Here is a 16102-nt window from a genome sequence, read left to right as displayed (position 1 = left end):
CATTCACTTCACTTTGGACAGGTACTAGTAGCTACCCGTCCTGTCTATCTTTAATCAGGAAGGGTGGGATGGATGGTACCTACAAATCGAACAGACGCGTCTACATTATTTCATTACTTATATTCTCAAAAGTAAACTTTGATAGGAGTGGGTGTCTATCCATTTCTCGGAGGCTGGTTGGAGTCCACCTTGTGTTGTAACAGGTGTTCTCTCCGGATCTCCACTAACAAGATGAGTAAAAGCACCTCCCGTAGTGACAACCCTGTTAGCGAACAACGCAAATCAAGCGGACACAGATAACCGACTCTCCGAAATCGACTGGTATTACTGAAATTAACGTTACAAGCCGTTCTATTAGTCGTACGTGTTCTCGCCCGATTGATGACTCTCTAAGGAGGATATTGCAAGGCTCTGATCAAGTTCTCAGAGCCCACCTTGTGTTGCAATGATATACACAGCAAAGAGGTATTAATCACTTTCGCTCCGGTTGGGATACATACTAATAGGTTCGAGCCGATGTAGAATACAAGCGGAATTGCCACTGAAAGTGGCAGAATTGTTAGTCTAAATATTACCCAGCCATCAGTTTATTCCTCATGATTGTGTAAGAAATGAAATGATGGGGGTTTATCTATGGAGAGATGTATGGAATCCTCGTCAAACATGGAAGTAGATATGAAGACTTCATCGAGAGAAATCAGGCGACAGAACCTATTTGCTGGCGTCGAGGGGATTTGCGCGTGAGCCGCGCGGACTCCGACGCGGAATCGGTCACCCTCCCGGTCAAGCGCACCGACGGAGAGAGTTTAGAAGAGCGCCTGACCACGAACGCCTACCAGAACATCCTTCCCGCACGGTATCTCCAGAAGGACGCCGAGGGCGAACTCGTCGAAACCCAGGAGGACCTCTTCGTCCGCGTCGCGAAGAACATCGCGCTCGCGGAGGCGGTCTTTGAGGGCGAGCGCCGGGACGTCTCCGTCACCGTCTCGCCGGACCAGCTCAAGCCCGACCACCCACGCCGCGACGAGCTCGCGGCGGCAGTCTTCGGGGCGGGTACCACTGCCGACGACAGTGCCGAAACCGAACTCACCGTCTATAACGTCAACAAGTTCACCTACGACACGATCGTCCCCGAGCTTCCCGCCGAGATCCGCGAGCATGTCGAGGCGAAAGCGGCGGAGTTCCGGGATCTAATGGAGGACCTCTCGTTCATCCCGAACTCACCGACCCTGATGAACGCGGGCGACGAGCTCCAGCAACTCTCTGCGTGTTTCGTCGACTCTCCCGGCGACGACATCTCCGACATCCACCAGACCGCAAAGGAGGCCGCCGAGGTCTTCCAGTCGGGCGGTGGCATGGGCTATGCGTTCTGGCAGCTCCGACCGTATGGCGATTCGGTGGGAAGTACGGGCGGGATCGCGAGCGGTCCGATCACGTTCATGCGCACGTTCGACCAGATGTGCGAGACGATCGCCCAGGGTGGCGCCCGGCGCGGCGCTCAGATGGGCGTCATGCGCGTTTCGCACCCGGACGTCATCGAATTCATCCACGCGAAGAACAAGGACGTCTCGCTGGCCCACACGCTGCGGCTCAACGACCCCGACGACTACACCTACACCACCTTCTCCGAAGCGCTCGAAGAAGCCCGTGAGTTGATCGACGAGGATGGACGGGTTCCCAAACACCTCAGAAACGCCGTCGAGGGACACCTCTCGAACTTCAACATTAGCGTCGGCGTCACGGATGACTTCATGGAGGCGCTCGAGGCCGGCGAGGAGTTCACCTTCGAGAATCCACGCACGGGGGAGCCCCACATCGCGACCGCCGAGACCAAGGAGATGTACGAGCGCTACGGCCTGGGCGAGCACGTCGAGGTCGGCGAGGAGTTCTCGATCCCCGCCGAGGCGATCTGGGATCGCATCGTCGACGGTGCCTACGAGAACGGCGAACCCGGCGTGATCTACCTCGAACGGGTGAACAAGGAACACTCCTTCGACGTCGAGGCCCACCCCGACCACCGCATTCTCGCGACGAACCCCTGTGGCGAACAGCCCTTAGAGGAGTACGAGGCCTGCAACCTGGGCCACATCAACCTCTCGACGCTCGCAGCCGAGGGAGCCCCCGACTGGCGGGTCTGGCACGCCGACCACATCGAGGAGTACGACTCCTTCGAGGGCGCAGTCGAGGCCTATCTCGACGAGGCGATCGACACCGCCGAGTTCGAGCGCCGCATCGAACTCGGGACCCGATTCCTCGAGAACGTCGTCACGATGTCGGACTTCCCCGTCCCCGAGATCGAGCAGAAAGTCAGAGAGATGCGAAAGATCGGGCTCGGAGTCATGGGACTGGCCCAGCTGTACATCCAGCTCGGCGTTCGTTACGGCAGCGAGGAAGGAAACGAGATCGCGAGCCAGCTGATGACTCGCATCAACCACGGCTCGAAACGGACCAGCCACGAACTCGCCGGCGAGCGCGGGAGCTTCGAGGACTGGGCCGACTCGAAGTACGCGAACCCCACCGAGTACGCCGAGTGGTTCGAACACCACACTGGCGAGGACGCAAGCGACTGGGATGAAGGCTTCCCGATGCGCAACCACAACACGACGACGATCGCGCCCACCGGCACGACCTCGATGGTCGGCAACACGACGGGGGGATGTGAGCCCATCTACAACGTCGCCTACTACAAGAACGTGAGCGACGACGTCCAGGGCGACGAGATGCTCGTCGAGTTCGACGACTACTTCCTGCGCACTCTGGAGGCCAACGACATCGACGTCGAGGAAGTCAAACGTGAGGCCCAAGAACAGATGGGGAGCAACGAGTTCGATGGCGTCGAGGGGCTTTCCACTGTCCCGAACGCCATCGGCGAGCTGTTCGTCGTCACGGGTGATCTGGCCGGTAAGGACCACGCCGCCGTCCAGTGTGCCTGCCAGACGGGCGTCGATTCGGCCATCTCGAAGACCTGCAACTTCCCGAACGACGCCTCGCGCGAGGACATGGCGGATGTCTTCAGGTTCATCTACGACAACGGCGGCAAGGGCGTCACCGTCTATCGGGACGGTACCCGATCGAAGCAGGTGCTGACTACCCGCGCCGAGAACGCCGAGTTCGCCGACGAGGAGGAAGCCGCCGAGGCGCTCGTCGAACAGATCACCGAGGTGTTCGGCGGGATCGACGAGTTCCTCACTCACGAGGAGGTCCGCGCGGTCGTCGCCGACGACTTCGACTTCACGCCCGAGTCGGGTCAGTACGCCCAAAAGCGCACCCGACCCGACGTGCTCCACGGCGTGACCCAGCGCATCGACACGGGCTACGGCAAGCTCTACGTCAACATCAACGAGGACAGCGAGGGCCGCCCGTTCGAGCTCTTCGCGAACATCGGTAATTCGGGAGGGTTCACCGCGAGCTTCACCGAGGCGCTCGCGAAAACCATCTCGACCGCCCTGCGCTCGGGCGTCGATCCCGAGGAGATCGCGAGCGAACTCCAGGGGATCCGCTCGCCGAAGGTCGCCTGGGACAAGGGCCAGCAGGTCAACTCCATCCCCGACGCGATCGGTACGGCGATGCGGCGCTATCTCGACGGTGATATCGAGCGCGCGTACCCCAAACAGCAGAACCTCACCGAACTCGAGGAGGAGGAACTGACCCGCGAAACGCCCGATGCCCCCGAAACGGACGGTGGGGCGGCGGTCGAGTCGGGCGCTTCGGAGGGCGCCCATCAGGACCTCATCGACGCGGGCGAGAGCCCCGAGTGTCCCGATTGTGGCTCGATGACGCTGTACTACTCGGAGGGCTGTAAGACCTGCGAGTCATGTGGCTGGTCGGAGTGCTGAGGTAGGTTCCCGTTTCCGCTCGGTTCTCCCGATCCTCACCGGCAGCGGTCGCTATCGCACACGACGACAAGAGTTAATAACGAGGTATACGGTTTCCGTGTATGGATCGTGATAACGCGGAGCCGAGCGTCCGGCGGCTTCCCGGGGAGCGGACGCGCGAGTGGATCGACCATCACCATCAATACTCCGCGCCCAGCGAGCACGCCCACGAGTTCGCCTGGGACGTCTCCGGCGAGGCCGAGGGCCCGTTCTGCACCGACCTCGACGGTAACGTCTTCCTCGATTTCACCTGTCACATCGGTGCCGCGCCGCTCGGCTACAACAACCCGAAGATAACGGATCGAATGGCGGAGTTCGACCTCGTCGACCCGCTGAAGATCGCCGGCCAGGACTTCTACGCCGGGTCGGCGGGCGGTCCCGAGGACCCCGAGATCCCGGGCGCGGCCCAGCTCATGGAGCGTCTCGTCGGGAGCGCCTCGCAGTACGACATGGACACCGTCTTCCTCTCGAACTCGGGCGCGGAGGCCATCGAGAACGCGATGAAGATCGCGTACGCGAACACCCCCGAACGGAAGTACGGAATCACCTTTCTGGGGGCGTTTCACGGCCGAACCCTTGGAACGCTCTCGATGACGCGTGCCGGCGACGTCTACACGCGCGCGTATCCCGAGATCGCCGGCACCCGAACCGTGCCCTTCTGCGAGGACCGCACCTGTGACGAATCGACCTGCTCGTGTGGCTTCTTCGCGGGCGGGCGCTCGCAGCTCGAACGGATGCTCGATCCCGAGCGGGGCTACATGGACCCCGCGGAGGTCGCCTTCATGGTCCTCGAACCGGTCCAGGGCGTCGGCGGCTACCGGTTCCCGAGCGACGCGTTCATGGAAGAGGTCCAGCGGGTCTGTGAGACCCACGACATCCACCTGATCGTCGACGAGATCCAATCGGGGATCGGCCGCACAGGGGAGATGTGGGCCGCGGATCATTACGCCATCGAGCCGGACGTGATCTGCAGCGCGAAGGCGCTTCGTTCGGGCGCGACGATCTCCCGCTCGGACGTCTTCCCCGAGGAGAAGAACCGCCTCGGCTCGACGTGGGGCGGCGGCGACCTCGTCGCGGCGGCCCAAGGGGTGTTCACCCTCGACGCCATCGAGGAGTACGACCTGCTCGAGAACGCCGTCGAGCGCGGCCGGCAGATGCAGGAACTGCTGCGGGATGCCGACCTCGAAGGGGTGACGGACGTCAGGGGAAAGGGCCTGATGCTCGCCGTCGAGTTCGACTCGAAAGAACGCCGTACCGAGGTCGTGAAGGCAGGACTCCAGCGCGGGCTGCTCACGCTCGGCTGTGGCCACAGTACGGTTCGACTCCTGCCGCCGCTCGACGTGACCGAGCGCGAGATCGAACTCGGGGTCTCGCTGTTTCGCGACGCGATCGAATCGGTGCGGTAACGGGTTTCGTTTCCGATGTATACGAAAACATAAGTCCCGCGGCCGAGAGGATGGTCTTGTTAGTGATTACCGTGCAGGTGTTCGAACGAGCGGAGTACGAACGGCGACTGGAGCGAACGAAAGACCACATGCGCGAGGCGGGAATCGAGACGCTCTTTCTCACCGATCCCGCGAACATGAACTACCTCTCGGGCTACGACGGCTGGTCGTTTTACGTCCATCAGGGGCTGATCGTCTCGCTGGACCACGACCAGCCCGTCTGGGTGGGCCGCGACATGGACAAAAACGGCGCGAAAGCCACCGTCTGGATCGACCACGAGAATCTCTACCCCTACAGCGACGACCACGTCCAGTCGCCCGTAGGCAAACACCCGATGGACTACGTCGCCCACGTCATCGAGGAGATGGGACGGGGCGATACGCATGTCGGCGTCGAGATGGACGCCTACTACTACACCGCCAAATCCCACCAGCGTCTCCGAGAGCGACTCCCGGAGGCGACGTTCTCGGACGCCACCCTGCTCGTGAGCTGGGTGCGCGTGGTGAAATCCGATGCCGAAATCGAGTTGATCGAGCAGGCCACCCAGCTCTCTGAGGCCGCGATGCAGGCCGGGATCGACGCGATGGGCGAGGGCGTTCCCGAGTCCACGGTCGCGGCGGAGATCTACCACACCCTCGTTGCGGGCACCGAGTCCTTCGGCGGCGATTATCCGGCGATCGTCCCGCTGATGCCCTCGGGCGAACACACCGGGACGCCGCATCTGACGTGGTCGGACGAGCCCTTCGAGGAGGGCGACCCCGTGATCGTCGAGCTGGCGGGCTGTCGCCACCGGTATCACTCGCCGCTTGCGCGGACCGCCGTCGTTGGGGGCGTCCCCGACGAGATGGAGCGGGTCGCGGACGTGGTCGTCGAGGGGCTGAACGCGGCGCTCGATACGGCCGCACCGGGTGTGACCTGCGAGGAGGTCGAACTTGCCTGGCGGGAGTCGATCGCGAGACACGGCATCGAGAAGGAGGACCGCATCGGCTACTCGATGGGGCTCGGTTACCCGCCGGACTGGGGCGAGCACACCGCGAGCCTCCGACCGGGCGACGAAACGGTGTTGAAGGAGGACATGACTTTCCACATGATTCCCGGTATCTGGACCGACGAGTTGGGCGTCGAGATCAGCGAGTCGTTCCGGGTGACGGCAAACGGGGCCGAACGCTTCTCCTCGTTCCCCCAGAAGGTGTTCTCGGTCTAATCGCCCGGGTCGTTCGGTGATCGCAGTACCGGTCCTTCGAATTGTGGCGTGGTAACGTTTCTACCGGCGGATATCGACATAGAAAAGTAGTCGAGACTCGTTCATCCGAGTGAAACGACCGTCGTGCAGGAGGGTTTACATCATGGTAGAAAAATACGACCTCGTCATCGTCGGCGGAGGAATTAGTGGGGCAGCGCTGCTTTATACCGTCTCGAAGTTCACCGACATCGAGCGGGTAGCGTTACTGGAAAAGGAGGACGAGATCGCGACGATCAACTCCCATCACACGAACAACTCCCAGACGCTGCATTTCGGTGACATCGAGACCAACTACACCCGCGAGAAGGCCGAAGAGGTGAACGAAGGGGCCCAGATGCTCGCGGGCTACCTCGAAGACGAGGACCCCGACCGGGAGATCCACAGCAAGCGAAGCAAGATGGTGCTGGCGGTCGGCGAGGAGGAGGTCGACGAACTCACCGCACGCTATCACGACGAGGGGTTTTCGGACCTGTACCCGAACCTTCGGGCGATCGACCGCGAGGAGATCGCCGAGATCGAACCCAATGTCGTCGAGGGACGGGATCCCGACACCGAACTGCTGGCGCTCCAGACGCCCGACGGCTACGTCGTCGACTACGGCGAGACCGCAAAATCGTTCGTCGAGGACGCAAGCGAGGAGGAGGGGATCGACGTCTACACCGGCAGCGAGGTAAAGCGCCTCGACGAGACCGACGACGGCTTCATCGTCGAGAGCGAGGCGGGCTGGTTCGAGGCCGAGGCCGCCGTCGTCGCGGCGGGTTCACACAGCCTGCAGGTCGCAAAGGAGATGGGTTACGGGAAGAACAAGTCCCTGTTGCCCGTCGCGGGCAGTTTCTTCCTCGGCGACGACCTGCTGAACGGTAAGGTCTACACGCTCCAGATGCAGAAGCTCCCCTTCGCCGCGATCCACGGCGACGCGGACGTCCACGACGATTCAATCACCCGGTTCGGGCCGACGGCCAAGCTCGTGCCGACGCTCGAACGCGGGGAGCTCTCGACGGTCGAGGACTTCTTCGACGTCTTCGGACTGAACGTCGATTCCTTCCTCAGCTACGGCAACGTGCTGGCCGACCGGGTCCTGCTGCCGTACGTGCTCAGGAACCTGCTCTACGATGTCCCCGAAGTCGGTAAACGCGCCTTCCTCCCGCACGTGAAGAAGGTCGTCCCGAACGTCGAACTCGACGACATCGAGCGGGCGAAGGGCTACGGCGGGGTGCGCCCCCAGATCGTCGACACCGAGGGCAAGAACCTCGACATGGGCGAGGCCAAGATCACCGGCGACGGGATCATCTTCAACGTCACCCCCTCGCCGGGCGCCTCGACCTGCCTGAAGAACGCCATGCGCGACACCGATCAGCTGATGGAGTTCCTCGACGGCGAGTTCGAGTTCGACGAACGGGGCTTCCGCGAGGCGACGGTCGGGAACTTTCCCGAGACGCAAGCGATCCCGGCCGACGACGACTGATCACTCCGGCGCGAGCACGAGGTTCTCGAGCTCGCCGGAAACGTCGAGACGCTCGACGTTTCCGGCGACGATCTCCGCCAGTCGCTCCCAGTGTTTCGGAGTATGCCCGCCCGTATGCGGCGTTATCATGACGTTCTCGAAGCCCCACAGGACGTGTTCTGAAGGGAGGGGTTCGGGGTCGGTCACGTCCAGTGCCGCCCCACGAATGGCGTTGGTCTGGATCGCATCCACCAGCGCGTCGGTTTCGACGATCGGCCCGCGGGCGGTGTTGATCAGGACCGCCTCGGGGGGTAGGGTGGCGAACTCCGCCTCGCCGATCAGCCCCCTCGTCGTCTCCGTCAGCGGGCAGGCGATCACGAGGTAATCGGTGCGCGCGAGTGCGTCGTGGAGACCTTCCTCGTCGAACCCGATCACCTCGTCGGTCGGCCCACCTTTTTCAGGACTGTAGCGCACTCCAATAGTTTCGACCTCCATTCCCGCCAATCGCTGGACGAGCGCCTTCCCAATGGAACCGAGGCCGACAACTGTTACTGTGCTGCCGGTCAGTTCCCCGGACTGGAAGTGGCGCCACTCCCTGTTCTGTTTTCGCCGCCAGCCCTCGTGGAGCCGCCGGGCGAAGACGAGCATGTTCCCCAGAACGCCCTCCGCGAGCCCTGGCGCGTGGATCCCGCCGGCGTTGGTCACCGCCACGCCCCGCTCGCGCAGCGCCTCGATCGGGAGGTGCTCGGTGCCCGCGAAGGCACACGCGAACAGTTCGAGCGCCTCGGCGTGCTCTAGTAAATCCTCGCCGATCCGCACCCCGGTTGCGATTCGGGCATTTTCGATCAGCTCGCGCTCCTCGCTCGGCGTCCGGGCCCGGCGGACCTCCCGGTCGGGCAGCCGCTCGCGCAGCTCTTCGGCGTACGGTTCGGTCGAGAGGCCCTCGGTCCCCTCGCGCAGCACCACCACGTCCGGTCGGTCCTCAGTCATAGATATCGTTCCACTCGATCACCGCATACCGCTAAAATCTTCGTATTCGCTATCAACGAATTCTGTGTATTTTTAAGTGGCTGGAACGACGAGTTCGCGAGAGAATGTCACGGACGATACGCGAGGGGATGGTCGAGCGCAGACGGACCTTTCACCGGTACCCCGAACCGGCGTGGCGGGAGTTCTACACGACGAGCCTGCTGGTCGACGAGATCGAGCACATAGGGGTCGCCGAGCAGTGCTCGGATGGCTTGCGGGAGCCGAACGGTTCCCGCGGTGTCGACGAACTCGCGGTCGGACGCGAGGCGATGGCCCCCGACGAGCGCATGGCGGTCCCGGACGACGAGGAGTTGGAGAAATGGTTCGATCGGGCGCGGGCGGCTGGCGCCCGCGAGGACGTGCTTTCGGCCTGCGAGGGTGGATATACGGGCTGTGTGGCCGTCCTCGATCGCGGCGAGGGCCCCTCGATCGGGCTTCGGGTCGACATCGACGGGCTGTTCATCGAGGAGGCCTCGGACGAGGGGCACCTCCCCGCACGCGAGGGGTTTCGCTCCGAACACGAGGGGATGATGCACGCCTGCGGGCACGACGCCCACATGACGATCGGGATCGCGGTGCTGGAGGCCGTCGCCGAGAGCGATTTCTCCGGTACTTTCACCGTTTTCTTCCAGCCCGCAGAGGAGGACGGCGGCGGCGGACGGCCGATGGCCGAAGGGCCCTACATGGAGGGTATCGAGTACCTGCTCTGTGTCCACGTCGGCCTCGATCACCCCACCGGCGAGGTCGTCGCGGGGATCGAAAAGCCGCTGGCGATGAGCCACATGCACGTCGATTTCACCGGACAGTCCTCCCATGCGGGACAAGCGCCCGAGAAGGGGGCCAACGCGATCCAAGCCATGGCGACCGCGGTGAGCGAGGCCTACGGGATCCCGCGTCACGCCGAGGGGATGACGCGGGTCAACGTCGGCCGGGTCGAGGCCGGAACGACGAGCAACGTCATCGCCGAGGACGCGCGGATCAGCGCGGAGGTGCGCGGCGAGACCACCCGGCTGATGGAGTCGATGAAGGGGCGCTTCGAGCGGGTCTGTACGTCGGCCGCCGAGATGCACGGCTGTGAGGCCGACCTGCAGGTCCACAGCGAGTCGCCGCGCGCGGACAGCGATCCCGAGCTCGCGGCGCTGGTCCACGGGGTCGCACGCGGGGTCGATGGGGTCGACAATCCGGTCGAAACCGCCGATTTCGGTGCGAGCGAGGACGCGACCTTCCTCATGGAGGCGGTACAGGACGCGGGCGGGCTGGCCTCGTATCTCGTCGTCGGAACCGACCACCCCGACAGCCACCACACCCCGCATTTCGACGTCGACGAGCGTTCGCTGGGGATCGCACTCGACGTGCTCACCGGATCGATCGAGAAAATCGCGGCCGAGCGCCCCTAATCGGTCAGATCCTCGATACGCCCCTCACGGTGGGCAGTCGCCTCTGCGGTCCGGCGGACGAACTCGTCCATCCGTCCCTTGAGTTCCTCACGGACCGGCGCCGAGGAGAACGCCTCGCTTTCGGCGAGCAGGCGCACGAACGCCCGCAACTCCTCGTCGGTGAGCTCGTCGAACCGGCCCTCGTCGAGCTTCTCGACCACCTCGTCGACGTCGATCCGCCCGACGGGGTCGACGTTGAACTCGACGTTCACCATCCGGTACTCCGAGTCCGCCAGCTCCTGTTCGCCCTTCGAGACCCCGCGAGCGAGCATGTCCTTGAACGGCGTCGAATACCCCATCGTCCCGAGATGGAAGAAGGCGAGCGTGTCGGTGATCCCACGGGTGTAGGCCTCCCGTTTCTCGTTTTCGGGGTCGAACACCGTCTCGCGGTCGCGCTCGTCCAAGTGATCGAACAGGATGGTGAAATCGAGGATCGCGTTGCGGACCCGCCGGCGGATCCGGTTTCGCTTCTGTTTCTTCGAATGCTCGGTGTAGTCGGTTTTACGCCCCAACAGGAACTCCCGGTCACTTGGAGTCAGGATTCCCCGGTCGCGCCCGGGATCGAACGCGAGGTCGGCGGCCGACTCGCTACTGGGGGTTTCGTTGTCGCTACTCATACACGGAAATCGTGTACGATGTCGGAAAACGCTTGTGAATGGGGGCGAATCAGTCGTCGTCGGCGGCGGGCGGGGTGTCGTTCTGTTTCGAGCGGTCGGGCCCCGAGCCGATGATCCACGCCCCGTCCTGTAGGATCACGCGGCCGTGGTTCGCACTGAATTCCTTTGCGAGCCCGAGCATCGCGAGGAAGCAGACGAACGCAAAGGGTGCGCCCGTGATGACGACCGCCTGCTGGAGCGCTTCAACGCCGCCCTCGCCGCCGATGATCATGAGGATCGCGGCGGTTATCCCCAGCACTACACCCCAGAACACCCGGTTGATGGTCGAAGGGTGGGCTTTCCCGCCGGTAGTCATCATCGAGACGGCGAGCGTCGAGGAGTCCGCCGACGTGATGAAAAAGGTCGTCACGAGGACCATGAACGCGATCATGAGCACCGACCCGAACGGGAACGCCTCGAAGAGGATAAACCCGGATGCCTCCGGGCCGATCTCGCCGGCGATCACCGCGCCGAAGTCGGCGACGCCGTTGTGCTGGGCCCAAACGGCCGTGCCGCCGATGAACGTGAACCACGGGATGGTCGCCGCGGAGGTCGCGGCAATGCCCGTAAAGGCGACCTCACGGACCGTCCGCCCGCGCGAGATCCGCGCGATGAACAGACCCGCGAAGGGCGACCACGAGAGCGCCCACGCCCAGTAGAAGACCGTCCAGGCGTTGGCCCACTCGGTGCCGCCCTCGACGCCCGCACCCGTAAAGAGGCTCATGGCGACGAAATCGCTGATCATCCCGCCGACGGCCTGCGTCCCCAGCAGGACGAGGAAGATCGAGGGACCGACGAGGAACGTCGCGAGCATGAGCGTGACGAACAGTATCATGTTGAAGTTCGAAAGCCGCCGGATCCCCTTATCGACGCCGAGCACCATCGAGATCGTAAACAGCAGCGTCATCGTCGTCACCACGATCAGGATGCCGGCGTTTCCGAGGTCGATTCCCCACTGGAAGTTCAGGCCGCTGATGAACTGGCTGCCGATGAACCCGAGCGAGGTGGCGACGCCGCCGATGGTCGCGAACACCGCGAGGATGTCGACGACCTTCGCGGCCGGCCCGTCGAGATTGTCCTTGCCGAGGATCGGCGTCAACGCCGAGGACACTCTCAGGGGCACGCTCTCGTAGTTATACGTGTAATAGCCGATGGCGATGCCCATGATCGTAAAGACCGCGAGCTGGGGCAGCGCCCAGTGAAAGAGGGTCTGTTGGACGGCGATGCTCATCGCCGCGGCCGATCCCCCTGAAACGTCGAACAGCGGCGAGGGGTCGGCATAATAGAACAGCGCCTCGGTCGGTCCCCAGAAGACGACGCCCGCGGCGAAGCCCGCGGAGTACAGCATCGAGAAAAACGACAGGAAGCTGTACTCGGGCGGGTCGTCGCCGAACTTGATCTTGCCCCATGGCCCGACGATCAGGAACAGCAAGAACAGGACGATCAGAAAGACGATCACGAGCAACGCCCAGTTCAGGTACTGGTTCATTACCCCGTTGAGGTCCGCGATCGCGTCCTGAACGGCGGTGGGGTTGACGAAGAACGTCACGATCACGCCCAGCGTGATCCCGGCGCCGACCAGGAAGACGACCGGATCGATCTCCTCTCGGAACCGACCGACTGCTCCGAGTTCGTCGTCAGCCATACTTAGAGCACCCCCGTTCCACCGTCGCGCTCGCACGGTTCGGTCGGATCGGCGTCCCGGACGACGGGGCCGTTCTCTGATGCGTGTCGCAGTCCACCCCCGATCATGGTATGTGGTGTCATCTATCGGGCTCAATCGGGAACGACGGTCTTAACGGTTGCGATTATTGTAGATAGCACACACATATTACGTATACTGAGTGCCGAGCGGGACGATAGGACAACGAACGTCGAAGCGGCGCGGTTCTCAAGGGGTCGTCCGCTCGATCGCCTCGCAGACCACGTCCATCGCCGTCTCGGCCAGTTCGTGGGTGAGCACGAGCGGCGGCAACAGGCGAAGAACGCTTCCGTGGCGGCCGGCGGTCCAGACGAGCACGCCGCGCTCGTAGCAGTAGCGCTGGATCTCGTCGACGACCTCGTCGGCGGGTTCGCCGTCGTCCGAGAACTCCGCGCCGATGAACAGGCCCTTCCCACGGACCTCCGCCAGGAGCGGGTTCGACTCGCCGGCCTCGCGCAGCCGGCCCCGCAGGTACTCGCCGAGTTCGCGGGCATGCGCGAGGAGGTCGTGTTCTTGGATGTACTCGATAGCCCGCGTGCCCGCACGCATCGCGACGACGTGGCCCCGGTAGGTGCCGGCGTGGTCGCCCGGTCCCCACGTGTCGAGTTCCTCGCGGTACATCGTCGCCGAGAGGGGAAAACCGGCTCCTCCGAGGGCCTTGGCCATCGTCATCGCGTCGGGCGTCACGTCGTAGTGCTCGCAGGCGAACCACTCGCCCGAGCGGCCCAATCCTGATTGGATCTCGTCGAACACTAAGGGAAGGGCGTTGTCGTCGGCGATCTCGCGCAGCCCCTCGAGAAATCCCTCCGGCGGGACGACGACCCCGCCTTCGCCCTGAATCGGCTCGGCGAAAATACCTGCTGGATTGGCAAGCCCGCCGTAGGGGTCCTCGACGATCGCGCGGACCTCTTCGAGGGCGTCCTTCACCGCCTCGTCCTCGGTTTTGCCCTGTCTGAGTGGGTAAGGATAGGGCGCGTGGACGACGTCGGGGAGCAGGGGCGTGTAGCGGCTCTTGAATTTCTTGTTTGAGGTCAGGCTCATCGGGCCGCTGGTTGGGCCATGGTAGGCCCCCCGGAAGGCGATCAGACCGGTGTTACCGGTGTTGTACTTCGCGAGCTTGATCGCGGCCTCGATGGCGTCGCTGCCGGTCGGACCGCCGAAGATCACTCGATTGTCCCCCGCGAGTTCGCCCGGTGCGATCTCGTCGAGCTTCTCGATGAGTTCGAGGCGGGCCTCGCTGGGGAAGTCCACCGTATGAACGATCTTGTCGGCCTGCTCGTGGACCGCCTCCATCACGTAGGGGTTCGCGTGGCCGACGTTGAGCACGCCGATGCCCGCAAACAGGTCGATGAAGGTGTTGCCGTCGGCATCCCGGAGCGTCGCGCCCTTCCCCTCCTCGAAGGCAAGCGGGATGTCGTTGGGATAGGCGACGGCGCTGCTGTCGATCTCGCGTTGTTTCTCGACCAGTCGTGTGGACTCGGGGCCCGGCACTTCCCCGACGTCGGGCGCGTTCTCGAAGTGGATCTCCTCGATCGGTGGTCCTGCCATACGTCACCCATGAACACCGTCGATAAATAACTTCTCAACGGTTCCCGAACGTGACATACACAGTATCCGATATCGGCGAACCGAATCGGAGCGCCGTCCGTATCCGATGTCAACGGTTCCTGTGTACAGTTAAGTGGACGGCGTGAGATGAGCCCGCATGCTATCAACGTACACGATCGAGGGAATGGGATGACGGGCGAGAACCCGATCACCGTCGAGGACGTCGAGGCTGCACGCGAGCGCCTCGCGGAGGTGATCCACCGGACGCCGATGGATCGCTCGACGACGTTCGCGGGGATGAGCGGGGCACGTTCGGTAGGACTCAAACTCGAGAACGCCCAGCGGACGGGCTCGTTCAAGATTCGGGGGGCGTACAACTGCATGGCTCAGCTTTCGGCGGAACAGCTCGATCGGGGCGTGATCACGGCGAGCGCGGGCAACCATGCCCAGGGAGTCGCGCTCGCCGGCGACCTGTTAGGGATCGAGACGACGATCGTCGTTCCCGAAATCACGCCGGCAGCAAAGATCGCCGCGACCCGGGGCTACGGCGCGGAGGTCGTCGTCGAGGGCGACATCTACGAACGCTCCTACGAGCACGCGCTCGAACTGGCCGAGCGCGAGGGATGGGCGTTCGTCCACCCGTTCGACGACGAGCGGGTGATCGCCGGGCAAGGAACGATCGGACTCGAACTGCGCGAGCAGTACCCCGAACTCGACACCGTCCTAGTGGCGATCGGCGGTGGCGGGCTGATCTCGGGGATCGCGACCGCGCTGACGGCGGCCGATCCCTCGATTCGCGTTCTGGGCGTCCAGCCCGAGGGCGCGGCCCACGCAGGGCGCTCGCTTTCTGAGGGGGCGATCTACGAGCGCGAGTCGGTCGACACCGTCGCCGACGGGATCGCCGATACTCGACTGCTGGAAACCACCTTCGAGACGATGCGCGGGCGGGTCGACGGCGTGCTGACCGTCTCCGACGCGGAGATCGCGGCCGCTGTCGCGCTGGCGGCCGAGCGCGCGAAGACCGTCGTCGAGCCGGCGGGCGCCGCGCCGCTGGCGGCGTTACTGTCGGGTGCGGCGGACGTCGCCGACGAACACGTCGCGGCCGTGCTCTCGGGAGGCAACGTCGACCTCACCGACCACGCCGACCTCGTCCGCCAGGGGTTGATCGAGCTCGGCCGATACGCGACGCCGCGGCTCGCCGTCGACGACCGCTCCCGGATCGAGGCGATCGCAAACCGGGTAGCCGAGGGCGGGGCGGAGCTCGCTGCCGTCGAGACGGACCGACGCACGCCCGGCGACGACCCGAACCGCCGGTCGCTCGTCCTCGGGATCGAGGGGAACGGCCCCGAACACGTGGGGGGCGTTCTCGCGGGACTCGACGGGATCGAGGGCGTTTCGGTGCTCGATGCGGAGTTGTGCGATGACCCGATCTTCGGCTGATCGCCCGCGGTGCGGGATCTCGACATCGTCGGGCGCGACTCGGTCGACTATCAAGGGTCGATCCCGGCCCCGAACGCTTAGCACACCCGGCGTCCTCAATCGAGTATGAGCGACACCGGCGGCCGGCCCTGCCCGCGCTGTGAGACGCCGATGTACCACCGCCACTGCAAGTACGTCTGTCCGAACCACGGCGTGATCTACGACTGTGCGGACACCTTCTACTGACATCCGAACGCCGCGTAGTGTGGGAAGCGCTTTGTGAACCGACGGGGAAAGACGGGTG

The 16102-nt window shown here is 63.9% G+C and carries 11 protein-coding genes; 7 read left to right on the top strand and 4 right to left on the bottom strand.

The genetic code is table 11. The annotated features are described in order from the left end of the window. Positions 1-740 precede the first annotated feature (740 nt). The 4 genes from EAO80_RS00970 (at position 741) to EAO80_RS00955 (ending at position 8029) form a co-directional block, all read left to right on the top strand. A complete protein-coding gene (locus tag EAO80_RS00970; protein ID WP_122088077.1) occupies positions 741-3836 on the top strand; it encodes an adenosylcobalamin-dependent ribonucleoside-diphosphate reductase in 3096 nt (1031 codons plus the stop codon). Positions 3837-3937: 101 nt separating this feature from the next. Beyond that, positions 3938-5281 carry a class-III pyridoxal-phosphate-dependent aminotransferase gene (locus EAO80_RS00965; protein WP_122088076.1) on the top strand — a complete coding sequence of 448 codons (1344 nt, stop codon included), beginning with the start codon at positions 3938-3940 and terminating at the stop codon, positions 5279-5281. Between the two features lie 65 nt (positions 5282-5346). Beyond that, positions 5347-6525: a M24 family metallopeptidase gene (locus tag EAO80_RS00960; protein ID WP_162993823.1), complete on the top strand. Its 1179-nt coding sequence runs from the start codon at positions 5347-5349 to the stop codon at positions 6523-6525. A 142-nt stretch (positions 6526-6667) separates the two neighbouring features. Further along, on the top strand, positions 6668-8029 hold the full coding sequence (locus EAO80_RS00955) for an FAD-dependent oxidoreductase (RefSeq protein ID WP_122088074.1): 1362 nt from the start codon (positions 6668-6670) through the stop codon (positions 8027-8029). Here the strand turns inward: EAO80_RS00955 and EAO80_RS00950 are convergent, their stop codons facing one another. Continuing rightward, positions 8030-8998, bottom strand: a complete 969-nt coding sequence (locus tag EAO80_RS00950) for a D-2-hydroxyacid dehydrogenase (protein ID WP_122088073.1) — start codon at positions 8996-8998, stop codon at positions 8030-8032. A gap of 104 nt (positions 8999-9102) precedes the next feature. Here EAO80_RS00950 and EAO80_RS00945 point away from each other — a divergent pair, with 104 nt between their 5' ends. Beyond that, on the top strand, positions 9103-10434 hold the full coding sequence (locus EAO80_RS00945) for an amidohydrolase (RefSeq protein ID WP_122088072.1): 1332 nt from the start codon (positions 9103-9105) through the stop codon (positions 10432-10434). On the opposite strand, the gene EAO80_RS00940 is transcribed toward EAO80_RS00945, so the two are convergent. From EAO80_RS00940 to EAO80_RS00930, 3 genes are all read right to left on the bottom strand, one after another. Continuing rightward, positions 10431-11090, bottom strand: a complete 660-nt coding sequence (locus EAO80_RS00940) for a hypothetical protein (RefSeq protein WP_122088071.1) — start codon at positions 11088-11090, stop codon at positions 10431-10433. The two genes, EAO80_RS00945 and EAO80_RS00940, sit on opposite strands and share 4 nt — an antisense overlap. Positions 11091-11139: 49 nt before the next feature. Next, entirely contained in the window at positions 11140-12774 is a 1635-nt protein-coding gene (locus EAO80_RS00935; protein ID WP_122088070.1) for a BCCT family transporter, read from the bottom strand. A gap of 246 nt (positions 12775-13020) precedes the next feature. After that, positions 13021-14379 carry an aspartate aminotransferase family protein gene (locus tag EAO80_RS00930; RefSeq protein WP_122088069.1) on the bottom strand — a complete coding sequence of 453 codons (1359 nt, stop codon included), beginning with the start codon at positions 14377-14379 and terminating at the stop codon, positions 13021-13023. Between the two features lie 189 nt (positions 14380-14568). Here EAO80_RS00930 and ilvA point away from each other — a divergent pair, with 189 nt between their 5' ends. Next, positions 14569-15819 (top strand): threonine ammonia-lyase, encoded by a 1251-nt coding sequence (gene ilvA, locus EAO80_RS00925; protein ID WP_122088068.1) that lies wholly within the window; start codon positions 14569-14571, stop codon positions 15817-15819. Positions 15820-15924: 105 nt separating this feature from the next. Then, positions 15925-16044, top strand: coding sequence for an HVO_2523 family zinc finger protein (locus EAO80_RS20705; RefSeq protein ID WP_303645836.1), 120 nt, complete (start codon positions 15925-15927; stop codon positions 16042-16044). Positions 16045-16102: the final 58 nt, after the last annotated feature.

Origin of the sequence: Halalkalicoccus subterraneus (assembly GCF_003697815.1) — an archaeon.
GTDB lineage: Archaea > Halobacteriota > Halobacteria > Halobacteriales > Halalkalicoccaceae > Halalkalicoccus > Halalkalicoccus subterraneus.
The sequence above is the reverse complement of the archived record's forward strand: the minus strand, read 5'-3'. Positions and strand labels throughout refer to the sequence as shown.